18 protein-coding genes are annotated in these 20,128 nt (G+C 34.1%); 7 read left to right on the top strand and 11 right to left on the bottom strand.

Annotated features, from left to right (window positions below; genetic code table 11):
• Positions 1-12 precede the first annotated feature (12 nt).
• The 5 genes from recQ to CWS01_RS21965 all read right to left on the bottom strand — a co-directional run bounded on the left by recQ (position 13) and on the right by CWS01_RS21965 (position 4,645).
• Positions 13-2,157, bottom strand: coding sequence for a DNA helicase RecQ (recQ, locus tag CWS01_RS21985; protein ID WP_101179705.1), 2,145 nt, complete (start codon positions 2,155-2,157; stop codon positions 13-15).
• Positions 2,158-2,402: 245 nt separating this feature from the next.
• Positions 2,403-2,567 (bottom strand): YjcZ family sporulation protein, encoded by a 165-nt coding sequence (locus CWS01_RS21980; protein WP_101179703.1) that lies wholly within the window; start codon positions 2,565-2,567, stop codon positions 2,403-2,405.
• 25 nt (positions 2,568-2,592) lie between these two features.
• Entirely contained in the window at positions 2,593-2,706 is a 114-nt protein-coding gene (locus tag CWS01_RS21975) for a YjcZ family sporulation protein (protein ID WP_101179701.1), read from the bottom strand.
• Positions 2,707-2,983: 277 nt separating this feature from the next.
• Positions 2,984-3,265, bottom strand: coding sequence for a hypothetical protein (locus tag CWS01_RS21970; RefSeq protein ID WP_101179699.1), 282 nt, complete (start codon positions 3,263-3,265; stop codon positions 2,984-2,986).
• Positions 3,266-3,454: 189 nt separating this feature from the next.
• On the bottom strand, positions 3,455-4,645 hold the full coding sequence (locus CWS01_RS21965; protein ID WP_101179697.1) for an MFS transporter: 1,191 nt from the start codon (positions 4,643-4,645) through the stop codon (positions 3,455-3,457).
• A gap of 133 nt (positions 4,646-4,778) precedes the next feature.
• Here CWS01_RS21965 and CWS01_RS21960 point away from each other — a divergent pair, with 133 nt between their 5' ends.
• The gene (locus CWS01_RS21960; protein WP_101179695.1) at positions 4,779-5,507 is read left to right on the top strand and encodes a ZIP family metal transporter; all 729 of its coding nucleotides are present in this window, start codon (positions 4,779-4,781) and stop codon (positions 5,505-5,507) included.
• Between the two features lie 42 nt (positions 5,508-5,549).
• Here the strand turns inward: CWS01_RS21960 and CWS01_RS21955 are convergent, their stop codons facing one another.
• Together CWS01_RS21955 and CWS01_RS22755 are read right to left on the bottom strand one after the other, a co-directional pair.
• Complete coding sequence (locus tag CWS01_RS21955; RefSeq protein WP_101179693.1) at positions 5,550-6,371, bottom strand: formate/nitrite transporter family protein; 822 nt, start codon at positions 6,369-6,371, stop codon at positions 5,550-5,552.
• Between the two features lie 219 nt (positions 6,372-6,590).
• The gene (locus tag CWS01_RS22755) at positions 6,591-6,728 is read right to left on the bottom strand and encodes a hypothetical protein (protein ID WP_168714445.1); all 138 of its coding nucleotides are present in this window, start codon (positions 6,726-6,728) and stop codon (positions 6,591-6,593) included.
• 311 nt (positions 6,729-7,039) lie between these two features.
• On the opposite strand from CWS01_RS22755, the gene CWS01_RS21950 reads away from it, so the two are divergent.
• Entirely contained in the window at positions 7,040-8,659 is a 1,620-nt protein-coding gene (locus tag CWS01_RS21950; RefSeq protein WP_101179691.1) for an ABC-F family ATP-binding cassette domain-containing protein, read from the top strand.
• 45 nt (positions 8,660-8,704) lie between these two features.
• Here CWS01_RS21950 and mprF read toward each other — a convergent pair whose 3' ends face one another.
• Positions 8,705-11,239 (bottom strand): bifunctional lysylphosphatidylglycerol flippase/synthetase MprF, encoded by a 2,535-nt coding sequence (mprF, locus tag CWS01_RS21945; protein ID WP_101179689.1) that lies wholly within the window; start codon positions 11,237-11,239, stop codon positions 8,705-8,707.
• A 501-nt stretch (positions 11,240-11,740) separates the two neighbouring features.
• Between mprF and pflB the strand changes: the two genes are divergently transcribed.
• Both pflB and pflA read left to right on the top strand, forming a co-directional pair.
• Entirely contained in the window at positions 11,741-13,981 is a 2,241-nt protein-coding gene (gene pflB, locus CWS01_RS21940) for a formate C-acetyltransferase (RefSeq protein ID WP_101179687.1), read from the top strand.
• A gap of 119 nt (positions 13,982-14,100) precedes the next feature.
• Positions 14,101-14,844 (top strand): pyruvate formate-lyase-activating protein, encoded by a 744-nt coding sequence (pflA, locus tag CWS01_RS21935; RefSeq protein WP_101179685.1) that lies wholly within the window; start codon positions 14,101-14,103, stop codon positions 14,842-14,844.
• 508 nt (positions 14,845-15,352) lie between these two features.
• Here pflA and nadE read toward each other — a convergent pair.
• The 3 genes from nadE to CWS01_RS21920 are packed head-to-tail and all read right to left on the bottom strand — an operon-like array spanning position 15,353 to position 18,223.
• Positions 15,353-16,171, bottom strand: coding sequence for an ammonia-dependent NAD(+) synthetase (gene nadE, locus CWS01_RS21930; protein WP_101179683.1), 819 nt, complete (start codon positions 16,169-16,171; stop codon positions 15,353-15,355).
• Between the two features lie 15 nt (positions 16,172-16,186).
• Positions 16,187-17,647, bottom strand: coding sequence for a nicotinate phosphoribosyltransferase (locus CWS01_RS21925; RefSeq protein WP_101179681.1), 1,461 nt, complete (start codon positions 17,645-17,647; stop codon positions 16,187-16,189).
• Positions 17,648-17,680: 33 nt separating this feature from the next.
• Positions 17,681-18,223 carry a cysteine hydrolase family protein gene (locus CWS01_RS21920; protein WP_101179679.1) on the bottom strand — a complete coding sequence of 181 codons (543 nt, stop codon included), beginning with the start codon at positions 18,221-18,223 and terminating at the stop codon, positions 17,681-17,683.
• Positions 18,224-18,592: 369 nt separating this feature from the next.
• Here CWS01_RS21920 and CWS01_RS21915 point away from each other — a divergent pair, with 369 nt between their 5' ends.
• The 3 genes from CWS01_RS21915 to yidC all read left to right on the top strand — a co-directional run bounded on the left by CWS01_RS21915 (position 18,593) and on the right by yidC (position 20,095).
• Positions 18,593-18,850 carry a hypothetical protein gene (locus CWS01_RS21915; RefSeq protein ID WP_101179677.1) on the top strand — a complete coding sequence of 86 codons (258 nt, stop codon included), beginning with the start codon at positions 18,593-18,595 and terminating at the stop codon, positions 18,848-18,850.
• Positions 18,851-18,975: 125 nt separating this feature from the next.
• The gene (locus CWS01_RS21910) at positions 18,976-19,272 is read left to right on the top strand and encodes a hypothetical protein (protein ID WP_101179675.1); all 297 of its coding nucleotides are present in this window, start codon (positions 18,976-18,978) and stop codon (positions 19,270-19,272) included.
• Positions 19,273-19,357: 85 nt separating this feature from the next.
• Positions 19,358-20,095 (top strand): membrane protein insertase YidC, encoded by a 738-nt coding sequence (gene yidC, locus CWS01_RS21905; protein ID WP_235852149.1) that lies wholly within the window; start codon positions 19,358-19,360, stop codon positions 20,093-20,095.
• Positions 20,096-20,128: the final 33 nt, after the last annotated feature.

The raw sequence follows: 20,128 nt of genomic DNA, 5'->3' as shown, positions 1-20,128 counted from the left end.
TCAGGCTTATCTTTATACTATAAACTTTTGTTCTTCTAAGCTTAATTGATGCAAAATAATTTTAATCATAAAATAAGTTATTTCATTTGGCAATATTTCTTTAATCGGCTTTAATTTTTCTCCTCCTACTTCCTTAATCGCCTTTTTAATTTTCTCCCCTTGTGTTTCTGACACAAATTGACTCCAATGAATTGTATACCCTTCTTCTCCACAGCGAAGCAAATGATTTTCTATCGTTAGAATACTTAAATTTCGTTTTGCGGCAATATCTTTTACTGTCACCCCTTTTTGAAGCTCTTCCAATGTAATAAGATGAGAATTTTCCACTAGTGCTTTTTTCTCTTTCACAACAACTGCTTTTTTCTGCACTTCTTTTACTGATTCTGGATGTTCTTTTACATATGCTTGTACAAACTCCAGAATTTTTTCTCCATACTTATTTAATTTATGATCTCCTATTCCTTTAATCGAAGCTAATTCAGAAAGAGTCTTTGGCATACTTCCGGCAATCAGCTTTAATGTTTCATCAGAAAAAATAACAAAAGGAGGCACCTGTTCTTCTTCTGCCATACGTTTGCGAATCAAGCGCAATTCTTGAAACAATCCATTATCTTCAGAAAGTTTTACTGTTTCCATTTGTTTTTTGCGAAGTACCGTAAGTCTTCCTAATAAAACTTCTTTTCCCTTTTCTGTCACTTTCAATAATGGCAACGCCCCTGTTGTTACCTCAATATAAGCGTCAGAAATCAAAAACTCAATAAAGTCACTTACCTCTTTTGCCGATTGCTGATTCATAATGCCATATGTTTTAATTTTATCTAAAGAAAAATCAAGCAATTTTTTATTTCGCGATCCTGTCAACACCTGAGCAATCATTGTTTTCCCAAACCTTTCTCCCATACGAATCATGCAGGAGAGAACTTTTTGGGCATCGATTGTAACATCGACAGTTTCACGATTATCTGTACAATTGGAGCATCTGCCGCATTTATAATCAGTATCTTCGCCAAAATATTGAAGAATATAACGCTGCAGACAATCTTCTGTATGACAATAATTGATCATTGCTTGCAATTTGTCTAAATCTTGTTTTTGCTTATTTGGATCCATTGTGGTTTGATCAATTAAAAAACGCTGGATGCGGATATCTTGTGGCGAATAGAGTATAACACATTCACTTGGCAGCCCATCTCTTCCTGCTCGGCCAGCCTCTTGATAATACCCTTCCATATTTTTGGGCAGCTGATAATGAATACAATAGCGAATATTGCTTTTATCGATGCCCATTCCAAAAGCAGTCGTAGCAACCATTATTTGACAATCATCATTAATAAAGCGCTGCTGTTCTGTTTCCCTGTCTGTATCTCTCATGCCTCCGTGATATTTTGCGACCAAATAATTTTTTTTCCGCAGACGTTCATAAAGTTTTTCTACTTCCTGCCTTGTTGCCGCATAAATGATGCCAGACTCCTCTTTATTTTTAGATAGAAAAGACTCAATAAATGCTGACCTGTCTTCTCCCTTTATGACTGAAAAAGTTAAATTTTCTCTTTCGAAGCCAGTTATTACGGTATTTTCCTCTTCTATCTGCAGCTGTGTACAAATATCCTTTTGCACAAGGGGCGTTGCTGTGGCCGTTAGTGCGGCAATAAGCGGTTTTTTATGTAATTTATTAATCATTGCACCAAGTCGAGAATAACTTGGCCGGAAATCATGGCCCCATTGGGAAATACAATGTGCCTCATCAACTGCAATAAACGGGATTTTCACCTCATTTAATAATTCAATAAAAAAGTCCCCTTCTAACCTTTCTGGTGCTACATATAACAATTTATACTTCCCTGCTTTTAATTCTGCTATTCTTTCATACGCTTCATTTGCCGTAAGAGAGCTATTAATAAAAGTCGCAGGTATTCCGACTGCAGTTAAGGAATCTACTTGGTCTTTCATTAATGAAATCAACGGTGATACCACAACAGTAAGTCCATCAAAAATCATAGCTGGAACTTGATAACAAATCGATTTGCCGCCCCCTGTCGGCATAATACATGCTACATTTTCTCCATTCAGCAAATATTCGATTACCTGTTCTTGTCCATTTCGAAATTGTTCATAACCAAAATACTCTTTTAATACTGCTAACGCTTGTTTAAACATTTATTGGCCAAACCCTCCTAAATAAAATAACCATTTTTTGTTTCATTGTCCCGCTGTTATTCCATAAACTACAAGTTTTGCTGTTTATAAAAATCGATGCATTAAAAAAAATTTATTCTCTTCATATATAGTAACAGAAACAGACCGATTATAAGTATTCATAAAATATAGAAGTTTTATGAATGCATAGATAAAGGACTGCCTTTAGTCGAAATTGACTTTTAAAGGCAGTCCTTTTTTCTATATTATAACCATGCAGCTCCAACGATAATTAATAGGATAAATAATACAACAATTAATACAAAACCATTTCCGTATCCACAGCCAGTTGCAACCGGTGCAACTGGTGCTGCATACCCATATCCTCCACAACCGCAAGAACTTCCGTAACCGCCATAACCATAAGCCATCTATAAAACACTCCTCTAAAATTTATTAATAACCATATCCAATATAACTTGATCCAACAATGATTAATAAAATGAATAGCACTACAAGTAGAGCAAAACCTCCACCAAAGCCTACTCCACCTTCAGGATGACCACTCATTTAATCCACCTCCCTCATACACATAAGCATACTATGTAGGAAGAACTTGTCTCGAATGGGCTCTTTTTAAAATATTTTTAATACTTTATTATGTAAAGCAGCAAAGCATACAAAAAATTGTATATTCCACTTTCACAAGGAAAGAAAATATCTTAAAGATTTTTGTTTCACTGCATATAAAAAACAATACTTCTTTTTAAGACAAAATTAATGAATATCGCTGATTTTTCGTGAAAAACAAATAATGTTTGTTCACGAAAAATCAGCAGCGTCCTTTTTAAAAGAAAGGGATAAAAACTAATGCAGCAATTAAACCTAAGGAAAAACCCCAAGCTGCACCAGCCCAGCCCCAACCGCCGCCCCAGCCACGACCGCCTCTGTAATATCCTAATCCGAATCCGCCATAGTTTCTCCGACTGCCGCCGATTGGGCGAAGATAAACCTTATTAGAAGTTACTCGATCAATAATACCTGTATGCACTTTTCCATCGTGTGTTGTAATGCGTACACATCTGCCAATACCTTTTGAACATTGATGATAATAATTATTTCCTGCCATATTTCCACCCCCATCATTCATTTCTTTACTTTACATCCTATGTACAAGTTTAAAAATGGAATGGACAACCATCTTGGTACAAATGCGGATTTCCCTCTAATTTATAAAAAAGCCCACTTTTCCTAAAAAAAATACTTACTCTTTTTAGCGACGTTCGCTTTTTGAGTAAGTACGTTTTCTTTTAATCATTTAACCAGCTTCTATTAAATTTTGCTTTTTCAGCAGTGCTTCTTGTTTTTCTTCTCTAATTAAATATAGATTTAAAATAATGCCCATTACTGTTAAAATACTAAAAAATAAATACACATCCGTGATATGATAATGGTCCAAAATAATGCCGCCAATAAATGTATTAAACCAGTTTCCAAGCCCATTTCCGACAGCTGAATAAAAAGTAATCGCAGTTGCCATCATTGAAACAGGTGCTATTTTTCGAATATACTGAATGCCAGCCGGTATAAATAACCCAACGCCAAAACCTTGCAAAAAGGCAGTTACATAGACTAGCGCTAAACTAGGGGCTGTAAAATAAAATATCCATCTAATCAAAGAAACAGCACCAGCAAACAGAGTAATTTCTAAAAGTCCAAATTTTGTAATCATTCCCCCGGCAATTTTCATAAATGGCGCTTCCGATAATACAGCAATAAGAAAAGCCACTCCAATGCCCGAATAGGTCGCTCCGCTATTTTCTACAAATAAGCCAAAAAAAGTATTATTTGCTAAATTAGGACTAAAAACTAAAAAAGTAATGGCTAAAAAAAACATATATTTTTTATAGACGATCAGTTCCTTTATTCCTTTTAGCGGATTTTTAATTGTTTCCCCTTTTTCTTTCGGCATTTTTATTGTAGTAGCAGCACAAATAATAAGCGCCGCAAAAAAAGCAATAAAAATACTTGTTGGTTCCACATCAGATATTCTTCCCATAATAAAAACAGCAACACCGAATCCTAAAGCACCAAAAAGTCTAATATTCCCATACTGATAATTATTTTTGCTGGCATACTTTATTGCTATACTATCAGATATTGGAACAATTGCACTTTGAAAAACCGCAAGCAGTGTAGCAATTGCCATTATCCAAATAAAACGATCAAAAAACAAATAACCCAGCCCGCATATTCCAGCAAAAAATGTACATAATTTAAGAATGGCTGCAGGTGAATTTGTTTTATCTGATAATATTCCCCAAATAGGCTGAAAAAAAATTGTAATAACAGGTCCAATAGACATAATAACGCCTATTTGAAAGCCAGTCAGCCCTATTGTATTGCTTAAATAAACACTTAATAATGGTATTAGGCTGCCACTTGCAAAAAAAGCAAAAAAATAAAAAGCCTGTAATACCCCGATATTTTTTTTCGTTTCTTTATCCATAAACGCGCTCCTCCAACACGATTATTATAGCGCAAAATATGAGCGTTTACATCGCCATTTTATAGTTTTCCCCACTAATATCCTTGGTATTTGGACAGCATTATATAAATTTTTGGTAGAAGGAGCATAAAAAATGTTAATTTCAGCATTTTGGGGAGCATTAGCAAGCATGTCTTTATTTTTAGGATCGATAATCGGCATATGCTTTACCCTTCCACAAAAACTGATTGCATATTTAATGGCACTTGGAACTGGTGTGTTGATTGGTGCCTCTTCCTTTGATTTATTAATAGAGTCTCTGCATACAAGCGGCATAATCGCAACATCTGCTTCCTTTTTAGGAGGAGCCCTTTTATTTTCCATTATCGAACTCTATTTATATAAAAAAGGCGGAGCTAATCGCAAACGTTCACATAAAAAGCCTATCACTCATTCTGGATTAGCCATTTATATCGGAACACTCATGGATGCTATCCCAGAATCCTTAATCGTTGGGCTAAGTTTATTAACAAATCATCAAGTGGATATCTTATTTATTATCGCCATCTTTATCAGTAATTTCCCTGAAAGCCTTTCTTCAACAGTTGGACTAAAAAAAGACGGCTATTCTAATCAAAAAATTTTATTTTTATGGGCAAGTGTTGTTGCTATTTCCGCAATAAGCAGCTTAACTGGATTTATATTTTTGGAAAATTTCTCCGAAAATGCAACAGCAAATATCGAGGCCTTCGGAGCAGGTGGATTAATTGCCATGGTATGTTCGACCATGCTTCCTGAAGCTTTTGAAAAAGGTGGACCAATTGTTGGATTTATTACATGCGTTGGATTAATTATTTCCTTAGCACTGAATTCCTTATCTTAATCATCCTAGAGTTAAATAGCATTAACTCTAGGATGATTTTAGCTATTTTGCTATTCTTTTTTGCTGAAAAGTCAAATGCTTGTTCTTTTTCCTCTTTTTATCCGAAAAAATATACACATTTAAGACTCCCACAAAAAAGGCTCCCCCTACAATATTGCCAAGCGTTACGGGTATAATATTATGCAGCGCCGAATAAAGCGTAATTGTATTTGGATGAGGAACAATTAAGGCAATGGAAAACAGCGACATATTGGCAATGCTATGCTCATATCCTGACACCATAAAACCAAAAACAATTAGGATTGTTGTTAATATCTTGCCGACATCTCCTCTAATATTCATAGGAAGCCAAATAGCTAAGCATACAAGCCAATTACAAAGAATCCCCTTTACAAACAATTCAGATGTAGTCGCACTCATTTTTACATTTGCCATCTCCATTAGCCATGTCGATTTTTCCGGAAGATGATAGAGGCCAGTATAATAAATAAGTACAGCAAAAAACAATGCTCCTACTAAATTTCCAAAATAAGTAGCAGCCCAATTATAAAGGGCATCTTTCCATGTTGTTGCACCTTTTAATGTGCTCATTGCAAATGCCATCGTATTCCCTGTAAATAATTCTCCCCCTCCATAACTAATCAACACAAGAGCAATGCCAAAAAATAGGCTCGTTATCATATATGTTGCAGGCGAGTGGGCATCCCAAAAAGGCTGTGCCAATTTATAACAAATAATAATAGCAAAACCTATATAAATGCCTGCAAGTATTGCCTTTGTAAAATACTGCAAAAATGATTCATCTATTACCGCTTTTTTCTTTAAAGCATATTGAATGGCTTTATCAACTGGCTGAATTTCCATAACTTTCTTCACCCTTTCTTTATGGAAATTATTATACTGTAGGATAAAAGAAAAAAGTTTGTGTAAAATTGAACAATCTTTGACAGTTTACAACTCCTATTTAAAAACAAAAAAAGGCTTTCTATCCATAAGTGTCCAATCTTTCTCCTTTAGAAAAAGTATCTGCACTCTTATAGCAGCGATAGAAAGTCTCTATGGTTTATAACCAATTAAATATTTTTAATGAGAAGTGGAAGAAGTCAGTTTGCTGTTTTGCTGTAATGGAACGAGAAATTGGGATCTTGGTTTCGTAAAACTGATTTTAATGCCAGATTTTTTCATTTTATTTACTAAATCCACAAGCTGTTTTTTCGCCATATTATAACTACTCCTTTACGAACTATATTTCTTAATAGTACTGGTGAATTATGAAAAAAAGATGAACAAATTATAAAGAGTTTATGTATTTTTCTTTTATCGTTTTTGTTAATAATGGATGCAATATTTTTATTTAACGCTTACATAATATATTCGAGTATCAAACGCATTTCCCTTTATTTTTTTAATATTTTCCACTCTTTTTTCTGTTTCCCTTATTTCATACGATTAAACTTCGAAAAGGATTCGCATTCTTATCATTAATAATGTTATAATTTTAACGATATTGTATTTTGGAGGAAAATAAATAGATGATAACAGTAAGTAATGTAAGTCTTCGATACGGCGATAGAAAATTATTTGAAGATGTAAATATTAAGTTTACCCCTGGAAATTGCTATGGATTAATCGGTGCAAATGGTGCAGGAAAATCCACATTTTTAAAAATACTTTCCAATGAGATAGAGGCACAAACAGGAAATGTTTCCCTTGGTCCTGGCGAAAGGTTAGCGATTCTAAAACAAAACCATTTTGAATACGAAGAATTTGAAGCATTAAAAGTAGTCATAATGGGACATGCCCGTTTATATGAAGTTATGCAAGAAAAAGATGCTATTTATATGAAAGCAGACTTTACGGATGAAGATGGCATGAAAGCCGCTGAACTTGAAGGCGAATTTGCAGAGTTAAACGGATGGGAAGCTGAATCAGAAGCTGCTATCCTTTTAAAAGGGCTTGGAATTGGCGAAGAGCTGCATACAAAAACAATGGCTGAACTTACGGGTTCAGAAAAAGTAAAAGTATTGCTTGCACAAGCTTTATTTGGCCAGCCAGATGTATTATTGCTCGATGAGCCTACAAACCATTTAGATATTGATGCTATTCAATGGCTGGAAGATTTTTTAATCAATTTTGAAAATACGGTTATCGTTGTATCCCATGACCGTCACTTCTTAAATAAAGTGTGTACACATATTGCAGACTTAGATTATGGAAAAATCCAAATCTATGTCGGAAACTATGATTTCTGGTACGAGTCCAGCCAATTAGCTTCAAGAATGGCTGGTGATGCAAATAAGAAAAAAGAAGAAAAAATTAAAGAACTGCAAAACTTTATTGCTCGTTTCAGTGCAAATGCATCTAAATCAAAACAAGCGACATCAAGAAAAAAATTATTGGATAAAATTTCTTTAGATGATATAAAGCCATCTTCTAGAAAATATCCATATGTTGCTTTTACCCCAGAAAGAGAAATAGGCAATGACTTATTACGTGTGGAAAATCTTTCCAAGACAATTGATGGAGAAAAAATATTAGATAATGTTAGCTTCATCATGAATAAAGACGATAAAATAGCTCTAGTTGGCAAAAATGAAATAGCGAAAACCACTTTATTTAAAATTCTGATGGGAGAAATAGAACCAGACAGCGGTAGCTTTAAATGGGGTATTACAACATCACAAAGCTACTTCCCTGCTGAAAACTCCAGTTATTTTAATGAAGATGACCAAACACTTGTTGATTGGCTTCGTCAATATTCGCCAAATGATCAAACAGAAAGCTTCTTGCGAGGATTTTTAGGAAGAATGCTATTTTCTGGTGAAGAAGTGCTGAAAAAACCAAGTGTTTTATCTGGAGGAGAAAAAGTTCGCTGCATGCTTTCCAAAATGATGCTGAGCGGATCGAATGTGCTTCTTTTAGATGAGCCTACAAACCATTTAGACCTTGAATCTATCACTGCTTTAAATAATGGACTAATTAATTTTAAAGGTTCGTTAATTTTTGCATCACATGACCATCAGTTTATTTCTACTATCGCTAACAGAATTTTAGAAATTACACCAAAAGGTCTTGTAGACAAACAAATGAACTATGATGAATATTTAGAAGATACAGCTGTGCAAAAACAAATAGCTGAAATGTATAAATAATAAAAAGGAAGTGCCATGATGAAAATTCATTTGGCACTTCCTTTTTTATTTTCTTTTTTTTGCTACAAGCATCGTCACTTGCACAGAAGTAAAAGCTAAAGATGACTTTTTTCGATAACCTAAATACCTAGGTTCCCATGTATCGCAAAACTTATTTTTAAAATTCCGCAATCCTTGAAAATGATAAAAAGCGTGTCCATGATGAAAAATTTGATCGGCAATTTTTTCACTTAAAAAGGAAAACTTGGAAATGCCCAAATTTGATAATGGTGCCATGCCAACATTGCATATTTTTACTCCCTGCTGTTTTAAACAGTCAAAACTATTTAAAAATAAAAAATCCATTACACCAGCTTGTGCATTTGGCAAACTGCGCATCAAATCAATCGAATAAATATCATTTTCTTCCATAAATGCTGAACTTAATGTTAAAAAAGCAATAATTTGCTGATTAGGATCTTTTACATAGGTAATAGCAGTTGTCTGCAAATACGATTCATCAAAAAAACCAAGAGAAAAACCTTTTTCCATTCTTCCCTGCAGCCATTCGTCGCTTACATATTTTAAATTTCTAAGTAACTCCTTACTATGGTTGTGTTGAGATATTTCTACCACATATCCTTCTCTTTCAAACTTATTTTTTAATGCCCGCTGATTTTTCATTTTTTTTCCTGATAAAGAAAATTGACTTAAATCCACATATCCTTCTTCACCAAGTTTAAAAAAGTCATAACCATTTCCATGCAAAAATGGCAGCATTCTTTTACTTGTTTCATAAAAAACAGGAGTGTATCCGTAAATATCTGCCGTCTCATACAGTTCTTCAATCGCTTTTAAAAAATAGGCTTCTTCCCCTATCGGATCACCTAAAACAACTAGTTTATCTGCATATGTCTGATAAGAAAAAAGAACATTTCTATCACTGTTCCAAAATACATATTTATCATGCAAAAAAATCAAATGAGACAACGTCGTTCCTTTATATGTATGTAAATGCTCCAGTATCTCCCTTTCTTGCAATTTGGAAGATATTTTATTAAAACTCTTTGGCTTATTAATAAAATGGCCTAAAAACGTTATTATAAAAGCAATAAATAAGCCCATCGCCGCACTTGAAAACAAGCTTTTTGCATCTTTTAATATATACGGCGCAATAAATGACGGTACTTTCAGATGACTTGAAGGCAAACTTAAATAACCAAGAAGCAAATAGCCAAATGTAAAAAGAGCAATAATCATAGTATCAAAAAGAAGTTTCCCCCATGTTAAAACAAAGCTTTCCCGATAAAATCTCCCTTTTGAAAGCAAAAGCAGAATAATAACCCCAATAATAACTAATGCCTCTTCATAATCTAGACCTTTTAAAAATGTAGATAGTGCTGCAATAATCAAAACAAGCAATGTTAAATGGTATGTCCGCTTTTCCCTGTATTCTATTCCCCTAGCTAGCCCTAAAAGCACAAAACCAGCTCCAACTGATACATGATGGGTAAAGTTCATCACTTCCATACTTAAAAGGTCTTGAGAAATTCGCAGTCTTGAAAGAATTCCTGGTAATGCTGCTGACACTAGCAAAATAATTCCTGAAATAAATACAAGCAGCGTTAAAAAGAAGTGGCTAATATTTTCAATGATTGTTTTAGGAATATTGCTCCAGTATCTATTCCATTTTATCCATAAATCTCTTATAAATAAAAGCAGCGCTGCAATAAAAGGAAGAAAATAATAGCCGATGCGATATAACAACAGTACAACAATCAGCTTTTCTGTCGGCACTCCTAAATAATCAAATCCCCATAAAAATACTAAATCAAAACTTCCTATTCCACCTGGAATCATACTAACAATTCCTGCACATACCGCTATCAAAAATATTTTAATAAAGTCCCAAGCTCCAACAGGCAAGTCCATCATTATTGCCAAAGAATATAAATAAATAAAGACAAAAGCCCATTCTACCAATGAAGTAATAATTAATTGAAAAGCAAGTTTTGGAGAATCTATTAAATCCCGCAATTTTGTTTTTTTAATAAAAAAACAAATAACAATAACTGGTAAAATAAGTCCCACAATAATTACCGCCAAAAACAATAGCAGATGATTTTGAATTAAAGACATATTCCAACCATCAAAAAATACAATCCAAGCAAGTATACTGATTCCCGTTAAATAAAACATCGTAACAGATGCTATGCCTTTTAAAAGTATTCTCTTATCTTTTTCATAATTTTGATAAAAATATGTACGCAAGGCAACCCCTATTAAGCCGCCAAATCCCAAAAGATTGGAAAAAGAGTTGCTGATCAGGGAATATTTAGCCAACTTTTTGGTTGGTATAGCTACTTTCAGCTGTTTGCTTAAAATAACATCATAAAAAAACATAGGTGCGATTGCGATAAAGCCGCCAACAACAATATAACCAATCATAAAAGGATTTAATTGATGCAAATATTTTTTTAATAAATGAATATCAATAGACATAAACATGTTCCGAAGCTCCATGGAAACTAAAAGCAGCAATGTAACGGGAAACATAATTTTTAATACAGACAATAACCGATCTTTAGTTAATAAAGACATTTTTTCACCTCAATTAATGCGTCCTCAAGGGCTGACAGTTTATTATGCAGACTACCTTATCATATCGTAAAACCGCATATATCGGAAACATTTATTATAGAAGTTCTTTAAAGCTGTACAATCTATTGTTACTCCTTATATACAGTATAGGTCAGTTATTTTTTATTTAACCATTTAAAATAAAGAAGAAATCTCAACTACTCCATCCCCTTTTCCATATCCCCCTTAAGTTAACCGCTTCCAAACTATTATATAACAGTTTTAATTTTTTCTACCAAAACTATATAACAGCCTATTTTCACAATAATACTTATCGAACATTCTTTTTTTGAATTATAGGCTCAAAAGCCATGGTACTGCTAGCGTTCACATATATGCCACAAAAACTTCGCAAGATGTACATATTTTTGTGAAATTAATCACATAAAATCTGTTATAGTTAATTTAGCAAGAAATCAATACACTGTATTATTGTTTTTATAAACTGATGAGGTGATTAAAATGGAAAAGGTGGAAGCTAACTACTGGGAAGGATTTAAAAGCGGCACATGGGAGAAAGAAGTAAATGTTCGCGATTTTATCTTAAAAAACTTTAAACCTTATTATGGAGATTCTACTTTCTTATCTGGTCCAACATTAGAAACTACGCAATTATGGGAGCAAGTGCTGGAGCTTTCTAAAGCTGAAAGAGAAAGAGGCGGCGTTTACAATTTAGATACTGATATTGTTTCGACTATTGTTTCACATGGTCCTGGATATTTAGATAAAACAAAAGAAAAGATTGTCGGGGTTCAAACAGATGAGCCATTTAAACGTTCTTTCCAGCCAAATGGCGGAATTAGAATGGCTGTGCAAGCATGTGAGTCATATGGCTATAAAGCAAGTGAAGATTTGGAAAGATTTTTCACTGAACATCGCAAAACACATAATGCTGGCGTATTTGATGCCTATACAGACGAAATGAGATTAGCAAGAAAAGCAGCGATCATCACTGGTTTGCCTGATGCTTATGGCCGCGGAAGAATCATCGGTGACTACCGCCGTGTTGCATTATATGGCGTCGAATTCTTAATAGAACAAAAACAAAATGATAAAAAAGCAACTAGTTCTGTTATGTCAGAAGAAACAATCCGCTTAAGAGAAGAAATTTCCGAACAAATTAATGCATTAAACGAATTAAAACAATTAGGTGCAAGCTATGGATTTGACCTGTCCCGTCCAGCGGCTAATACAATAGAAGCATTCCAATGGTTATACCTGGCTTACCTTGCTGCTATTAAAGAGCAAAATGGTGCAGCCATGAGCTTAGGCCGTGTTTCTACTTTCTTAGATATTTATATAGAAAGAGATATAGAGAACGGTACATTAACTGAAAAAGAAGCCCAGGAAATTGTAGATCACTTTATTATGAAACTTCGTTTAGTTAAATTCGCTCGCACACCTGACTATAACGAATTATTTAGCGGCGATCCAACATGGGTGACAGAATCCATCGGCGGCATGGCGAATGATGGCAGATCTTTAGTTACAAAAAATTCATTCCGCTTCCTTCACACATTAGATAATTTAGGGCCAGCTCCAGAACCAAACTTAACGGTATTATGGTCTAACCAATTGCCTGATAATTTCAAAAAGTTCTGTGCCCAAATGTCGATTCAAACAAGCTCCATTCAATATGAAAATGACGATATTATGAAACCACAATGGGGCGACGACTATGGCATTGCATGTTGTGTATCTGCAATGGAAATCGGAAAACAAATGCAATTTTTTGGTGCACGCGCCAACCTTGCTAAATGTTTGCTTTATGCAATCAATGGCGGAAAAGATGAAAAGCTTAAAGTTCAAGTTGGCCCTACTTTTGCGCCAATCACTTCTGAATACTTAGATTACAATGAAGTAATGGAAAAATTCGATAATATGATGGAATGGCTTGCAGGCCTTTATATCAATACATTAAATGTTATTCACTACATGCATGATAAATACAGCTATGAAAGAATTGAAATGGCGCTGCATGATACAGAAATTTTGCGTACAATGGCAACAGGGATCGCTGGTTTAAGTGTCGTAGCCGACTCTTTAAGTGCAATCAAACACGCAAAAGTAAAAGTAATTAGAGATGAAAACGGCATTGCTGTTGATTTTGAAACAGAAGGCGATTTCCCTAAATACGGAAATAACGATGACAATGTAGACAGTATTGCTGTAGGCATTGTAGAAAGTTTTATGAAAAAGTTGCGCAAACATGGAACATACCGCAATTCATTGCATACGATGTCCATTTTAACCATTACTTCAAATGTAGTTTACGGCAAAAAGACAGGTAATACACCTGATGGACGCCGTGCTGGAGAACCATTTGCTCCTGGGGCAAATCCAATGCATGGAAGAGACACCAAAGGAACACTCGCTTCCCTTTCATCTGTTGCGAAATTGCCATATGACTATTCATTAGATGGCATTTCCAACACATTCTCTATTGTGCCAAAAGCATTAGGAAAAGAAGAAAATGTTCGTGCAGCAAACTTAGTATCCATCTTAGACGGATATGCTGTAAAAACAGGCCATCATTTAAATGTAAACGTGTTTAATAGAGAAACATTAATGGACGCAATGGAACATCCTGAATTGTATCCCCAATTAACAATTCGTGTATCAGGATATGCTGTTAACTTTATTAAATTAACACGTGAACAGCAAATGGATGTTATTAATCGTACATTCCATGAATCCATGTAAAACAACAAAACACTTGCTTACACTATTGTTTTGCTAACTAGTAAAGGAAGAAAAGATTGCTGCTTTCGCCCTCTCTTCTTCCCTCCTACTGGTTGCTTTATTTAAAAGGAGGAAAAATTATGAACGGCAACATTCATTCCATTGAAACTTTTGGTACAGTAGATGGACCAGGAATACGATATGTTATTTTTACACAAGGTTGTTTACTGCGATGCCAATTTTGTCATAATGCAGACACTTGGGAGATAGGAACAGGAAAATCCATGTCTGTAAAAGAAATTATGGATGACTTAACAACATACCTTCCCTTTATTGAAGCATCCTGTGGGGGCATTACTGTAAGTGGTGGAGAACCTTTATTACAAATTCCCTTTTTAATAGAACTATTTAAAGAATGCAAAAAGATAGGCATTCACACTACAATTGATTCCTCTGGGGGATGCTATTCCACAGCACCTCATTTTCAAGAGCAGCTAAAGGAATTGATGAAGTATACTGATTTAATTCTATTAGATTTAAAACATATTGATCGCAAAAAACATATCTCCTTAACAGGAATGGGCAATGATCATATCTTATCATTTGCAAGCTATCTTTCCGATCATCATGTTCCTGTATGGATACGACATGTTCTTGTTCCTTCTATCAATGATAATGAAGAAGATTTAAGAAACTTAGGCAGCTTTATTTCTACGTTATTAAACGTGGAAAAAATTGATATTTTGCCATATCATAAATTAGGTGTCTATAAATGGGAAGCATTAGGTTTAGATTACCCATTAAAAGAGATCGAACCGCCAAGTGAAGAATCGGTTGCTTTTGCCTATAATATACTTACAAATTCCTCTATACAACCTAATTGATCTGTTCTAGCTCTTTTTTTTCCTCTTGCTAGACCAAATAACTTTAGCTAATTCTACAAATAAAACAATAACTTTACAGGAGATTTGTATAACTTAAAAAATCGCGTTACACGTTTTATACGTGTACGCGATTTTTTTAATCCGCCTTTAAAGCAGGCTTATTTTTCATCTTTTTTACAATGTTTTTTATGCTTTTCTCCTACTGAAAGTTCCTTTTTGAAATGAATTGGGAAATTTAAAACAGTTAAATCCACATTTAATTTAAAAATTTTAAACATATACACAGCTCCTTTCACTATTTATCTAGATATCAACTTAATTTTGATTACATTAATAAAATATGAAAAAAAGTTGGACGTGCTTGTATCAATATACTAGTTTTATCAATTTCATTAAAATGGAAACTATAAAAAGAGACAATCTGACTGTTATCTTCAGGTAAAACATCCAAAAAGGACTATCTTTAAGTAGATTTCACCACTTTAAGATAGTCCTTTTTTTCATTATTTTATTTCCACCATGAATCAAACATCGATACTGGAACAGTACGTTTGTGTTGTGTCATCAAATACCTTGCTTCAATTTTTTCTGCAACATCTTTTGGCACTTCTTTTCCTTCTAAATAATCATCTAATTGATCATAAGAGATGCCAAGTTCTGTTTCATCTGCTTGTCCAGGTTTTCCATCAAGAAGATCAGCAGTCGGCACTTTTAAATAAATAGCTTCTTCAGCATTAAGCTCTTGCAATAATTGTTTTCCTTGACGTTTGCTTAACCCTGTTAATGGGAGGATATCTGCACCACCATCCCCATATTTGGTGAAAAATCCAGTTACTGCTTCTGCTGCATGGTCTGTGCCCATCACAAGAAGATTTTCTTGGCCGCCAATTGAATATTGAGCAATCATTCTCATTCTCGCCTTCACATTTCCTTTATGGTAATCTTTTAAAGGCTCTTTTGTTATCTGATCATACTCTTCTTTTACTGCATCCACAGATGACTTAACATTAAATACATATTCTTTGTCTGCCTTAATAAATTTTAATGCTCGTTGTGCATCCTCTTCATCTGCTTGGGCACCGTAGGGAAGACGAACTGCTACAAATTGAGCGTCATATCCTTCTTGACGCAATTCTTCAACAGCAATCTGTGCTAATCGCCCTGCTAATGAAGAATCTTGCCCGCCGCTGATTCCTAGTACAAATCCATTTGCTTTCGATTTTTTCACATAACTTTTAAGAAAATCAACACGATTCTTTATTTCCTCTTTTGCGTTAATTTCTGATTTAACATGCAAATCTTCCATTATTTGTTTTTGCAAATCCATGGTAAATTCCTCCTTTTATCCATTTCGTTTGATGTTATTTTTAACTTCTTCGATATGTTTCATTTTATTTTCCCAACATTTTGGACTTAAATCAACAGGATATTCTTCAGGATTTAACGAGCGTTTATACTCATCCCATAATACCTCTAAATTGTCCTCTGCAAACTTCTGAATTGAAAAAATATCTGGTGATTGATAAATTAATTCCCCGTTTTTAAAAATATCTGCATGTATATCTTTTGCAATAAAGTTGGTGACAAATTTACTGATATACGTATGGGTTGGATGAAACATCTTTAATCGTTCTTCTGTTTCAGGATGTTCTGTTTCTAAACAAATATAATCCCCTTCAGACTTCTGATTCATACTATTAATAATGCGATATACTCGTTTTATTCCTGGTGTTGTCACTTTTTCAGGATTGCCGCTTATTTTAATGGTATCTTGCATTTTTCCTGTTTCATCTTCTATAGAAACCAGCTTATAAACGCCTCCTAATGCAGGTTGGTCAAAAGCAGTAATTAATTTTGTGCCAATTCCCCAAATATCAATTTTGGCTCCCTGTGCTTTTAAATTCATAATGGTATATTCATCTAGATCATTGCTTGCAACAATTTTTGTTTCAGTAAAACCTGCTTCATCCAACATTTTTCTTGCTTCTTTTGAAAGGTAAGCAAGATCCCCGCTATCAAGGCGAATTCCTAGGAAATTAATCTTATCCCCCAGTTCCTTTGCTACTTTAATTGCATTTGGCACACCTGATTTTAACGTATCGTATGTATCCACTAAAAATACACAATCCTTATGGCGTCTAGCATATTTATGAAAAGCAGTATATTCATCACGGTATGCTTGAATCATAGAATGAGCATGTGTACCCGAAATGGGAATTCCGAACAATTTGCCTGCACGTACATTGGAAGTGGAAGCAAATCCCCCAATAAATGCTGCTCTTGTTCCCCATAGTGCAGCATCCAATTCCTGCGCTCTTCTGCTGCCAAATTCCATCACTACACCATGTCCGATAACATGTTTAATTCTGGATGCTTTTGTCGCAATTAATGTTTGATAGTTCACAATATTAAGAAGGGCTGTTTCAATTATTTGCGCTTGAGCAAGGGGAGCTTCTACTCTAACCAATGGTTCATTTGCAAAGACAATCTCACCTTCCACCACAGAGCGCAAGTTGCCTGTAAACCGAAAATCTTTTAAATAGTTCAGGAAATCTTCTTGAAATCCTTGTTTTCTTAAATAGCTAATATCGGTTTCAGTAAAATGCAGATTTTCTAAGTAATGAATAATTCTTTCTAAACCAGCAAAAACTGCGTATCCATTATCAAAAGGAAGTTTTCTAAAATATACCTCAAATACGGAATTTCTTTCAGAAATACCATCTTCCCAATAGGTTTCCGCCATATTAATTTGGTAAAGATCTGTATGTAGCATTAAACTGTCGTCTTCAAATTTATAACCCATGTTTGTCCTCCATACTTTCTCTAAGGGCACTCTCTATTCTATAATAGCTGCTCCTAATGTCTCTTTAAAATGCTGCAGTGCCCACTCATGACCGCTTTTATTAAAAGATGCGACTGCATGTTCATATATATTTAGTTTATATCCAAGGTTATAAGCATCTACAGCCGTATGAAGTACACAAATATCTGTGCACACACCAACTAAATATAAGTCTGTAATATTTCTTTCTTTTAGCTTTATATGTAAATCTGTGCCTGCAAATGCACTGTATCTTGTTTTATCTATCCAATGTACATTCGGAAAATTTTGATGCTTCTCATACAATGGTTTTAATGAACCATACAAATCTCTCCCAGGTGTTCCCTTGATATTATGCCGCGGAAATAACTTTGTTTCTGGATGAAAAGGATCATTTTCCATATGTAAATCAATTGTAAAAACAGTATAGTCTCCCGCTTCTATAAATTCTTTTGTTATATGTACTAGTTTTTCTTCTATATCGATTGCCGCTTCTCCACAAGGCAAATTACCTTCCACAAAATCAAAAGTATAATCAATATTAATTAATGCTTTCACTAACTCTCCCTCCTTTTTTAAAAACGGACACTATAAATATGGAAATTATTATATCGAATTTCCTCATCTTTTGCCATTATTTCTTCTTTATCTCCCATTAAGAGACAAGTTTCCTCCGCCTCAAACTTAGGAAAAGGCAGGAAACCCGACACTTTCCTGCAAAAACAGATTGGCTCAGCTAACTAATAATCAGTAAAAGATGAAAAAGCCCCCACAGTTTGAAGTTTCCCTCTATTATGCCCTTAGTTTCTTATTTCAAAAGGATATTAAACGTTTTCATAGTTTGATGAATATAATAATATATATCGAACCATTTACCTGTTTATCCCTATCATACACCTAATAAAGAATTTTTAAAGGAGGAATTTAATGAACATCAGAATTTATGCCGCCTTATTTTTTGCTGTTATTCTCTTTATTCTGATGCCTTTGTATCTGTTTTTCGAAAACAAGGCATTAAAAAACGAAAGCAGCAGCCATCCGCTTATGATTTGTCTAAAAAAAGATTCAACAAAGCCAGTTTTTTTTACAAATACTCCCGAAGAATTTAAGCCCATTATTGAACCTCGTTTACAACAATATTGTCTACCCCTTAACACAGAAAAAGGGAAAGAAAAAAAGAAATAAGCTTCATTCTATTTATAAATTTTTCACAGTTTCTACATTTAATCCATTAAGACCATTACTCTCCATTGCTTTCTATGTGTCTATTCGGTATAATTTTATTGTTGAATACTAATAGAGGTGTATAAATGGTCGATTTTTTAATAGATATGACAAACATCCCAAGCTATCAAACCATTTACATTACTATTCTAGTAAGTCTTATGGTGAAATATTTTTGGGTAACAAATGTACAAACAACGGTAAGTTATAACGAGGCATTAGAACAGCATATACATTTTCAAACGTCCATTGCTACAATAAATCTTAATGTCCAACAATATAATACACCAATATTACACTGGATTTGCAAAAATATTCGAAAACGAGTGAAAAGTATCGTTGATGATCCGGAAAAGCCTAATTCATTCTTTCTTTCTTGTTAAAATATGGAATGAAAATGGAGGAGTTTCTTTGAAAAGATCATCTAAACAATTACTTTTATTCATCGTATTAACTATTTCTACTATTATGTTATCTGCTTGTTCTTCATCAACCCAAGGAAATAGCAGCAATGGATTTTTCCATCATTATATTGTGGAGCCATTTGCCAATTTAATTCATGGAACCGCTGTTCTTTTTAACGGTAGCTATGGCCTTGCAATTATTTTAATTACATTAGTCATTCGTTTAATTTTAATGCCGCTAATGTTAAAACAATATAAAAAGCAGCAAATCATGAAAGAAAAAATGCAGATAATCAAACCCGAAATGGAAAAAATCCAAAAAAAATTAAAAACAACAAAAGATCAAAAAGAACAGCAAACACTGCAAGCTGAAATGATGGGCTTATATAAAACACATGGTGTTAATCCCTTGTCGATGGGTTGTTTGCCTATTATTATCCAAATGCCAGTCTTAATGGGATTTTATTATGCCATAAGAGGTTCAAAAGAAATTGCTACACACACTTTTCTTTGGTTTAATTTGGGGCATTCTGATTTAATATTGACCGCTATTGCCGGTATTGTCTATTATCTGCAATTTAGAGTGTCTCAACAGTCATTGCCTGAAGAGCAGCAAAAGCAAATGCGCATAATGGGTTTAATATCCCCCATTATGATTGTAATGGTTTCATTAAATGCCCCAGCTGCCTTGCCTCTTTATTGGACAGTCGGCGGTATCTTTTTAATATTGCAATCAATGCTTGGCAAAAAGTTATATCCATCTAATACGGATGCAAACACAAAACTGGAATCCGAAAAATAAGCAAAAAAACTGTTGAAGAAATGAACTGCCCCT

Origin of the sequence: Niallia nealsonii (assembly GCF_002835805.1) — a bacterium.
GTDB classification, from domain to species: domain Bacteria; phylum Bacillota; class Bacilli; order Bacillales; family Cytobacillaceae; genus Niallia; species Niallia nealsonii.
The sequence above is the reverse complement of the archived record's forward strand: the minus strand, read 5'-3'. Positions and strand labels throughout refer to the sequence as shown.

Excerpts from the sequence above, each read along its gene's own strand:
- recQ (WP_101179705.1), bottom strand. The coding sequence starts at position 2,157 with ATGTTTAAACAAGCGTTAGCAGTATTAAAAGAGTATTTTGGTTATGAA.
- CWS01_RS21980 (WP_101179703.1), bottom strand. The coding sequence starts at position 2,567 with ATGGCTTATGGTTATGGCGGTTACGGAAGTTCTTGCGGTTGTGGAGGA.
- CWS01_RS21975 (WP_101179701.1), bottom strand. The coding sequence starts at position 2,706 with ATGAGTGGTCATCCTGAAGGTGGAGTAGGCTTTGGTGGAGGTTTTGCT.
- CWS01_RS21970 (WP_101179699.1), bottom strand. The coding sequence starts at position 3,265 with ATGGCAGGAAATAATTATTATCATCAATGTTCAAAAGGTATTGGCAGA.
- CWS01_RS21965 (WP_101179697.1), bottom strand. The coding sequence starts at position 4,645 with ATGGATAAAGAAACGAAAAAAAATATCGGGGTATTACAGGCTTTTTAT.
- CWS01_RS21960 (WP_101179695.1), top strand. The coding sequence starts at position 4,779 with ATGTTAATTTCAGCATTTTGGGGAGCATTAGCAAGCATGTCTTTATTT.
- CWS01_RS21955 (WP_101179693.1), bottom strand. The coding sequence starts at position 6,371 with ATGGAAATTCAGCCAGTTGATAAAGCCATTCAATATGCTTTAAAGAAA.
- CWS01_RS22755 (WP_168714445.1), bottom strand. The coding sequence starts at position 6,728 with ATGGCGAAAAAACAGCTTGTGGATTTAGTAAATAAAATGAAAAAATCT.
- CWS01_RS21950 (WP_101179691.1), top strand. The coding sequence starts at position 7,040 with ATGATAACAGTAAGTAATGTAAGTCTTCGATACGGCGATAGAAAATTA.
- mprF (WP_101179689.1), bottom strand. The coding sequence starts at position 11,239 with ATGTCTTTATTAACTAAAGATCGGTTATTGTCTGTATTAAAAATTATG.
- pflB (WP_101179687.1), top strand. The coding sequence starts at position 11,741 with ATGGAAAAGGTGGAAGCTAACTACTGGGAAGGATTTAAAAGCGGCACA.
- pflA (WP_101179685.1), top strand. The coding sequence starts at position 14,101 with ATGAACGGCAACATTCATTCCATTGAAACTTTTGGTACAGTAGATGGA.
- nadE (WP_101179683.1), bottom strand. The coding sequence starts at position 16,171 with ATGGATTTGCAAAAACAAATAATGGAAGATTTGCATGTTAAATCAGAA.
- CWS01_RS21925 (WP_101179681.1), bottom strand. The coding sequence starts at position 17,647 with ATGGGTTATAAATTTGAAGACGACAGTTTAATGCTACATACAGATCTT.
- CWS01_RS21915 (WP_101179677.1), top strand. The coding sequence starts at position 18,593 with ATGAACATCAGAATTTATGCCGCCTTATTTTTTGCTGTTATTCTCTTT.
- CWS01_RS21910 (WP_101179675.1), top strand. The coding sequence starts at position 18,976 with ATGGTCGATTTTTTAATAGATATGACAAACATCCCAAGCTATCAAACC.
- yidC (WP_235852149.1), top strand. The coding sequence starts at position 19,358 with ATGTTATCTGCTTGTTCTTCATCAACCCAAGGAAATAGCAGCAATGGA.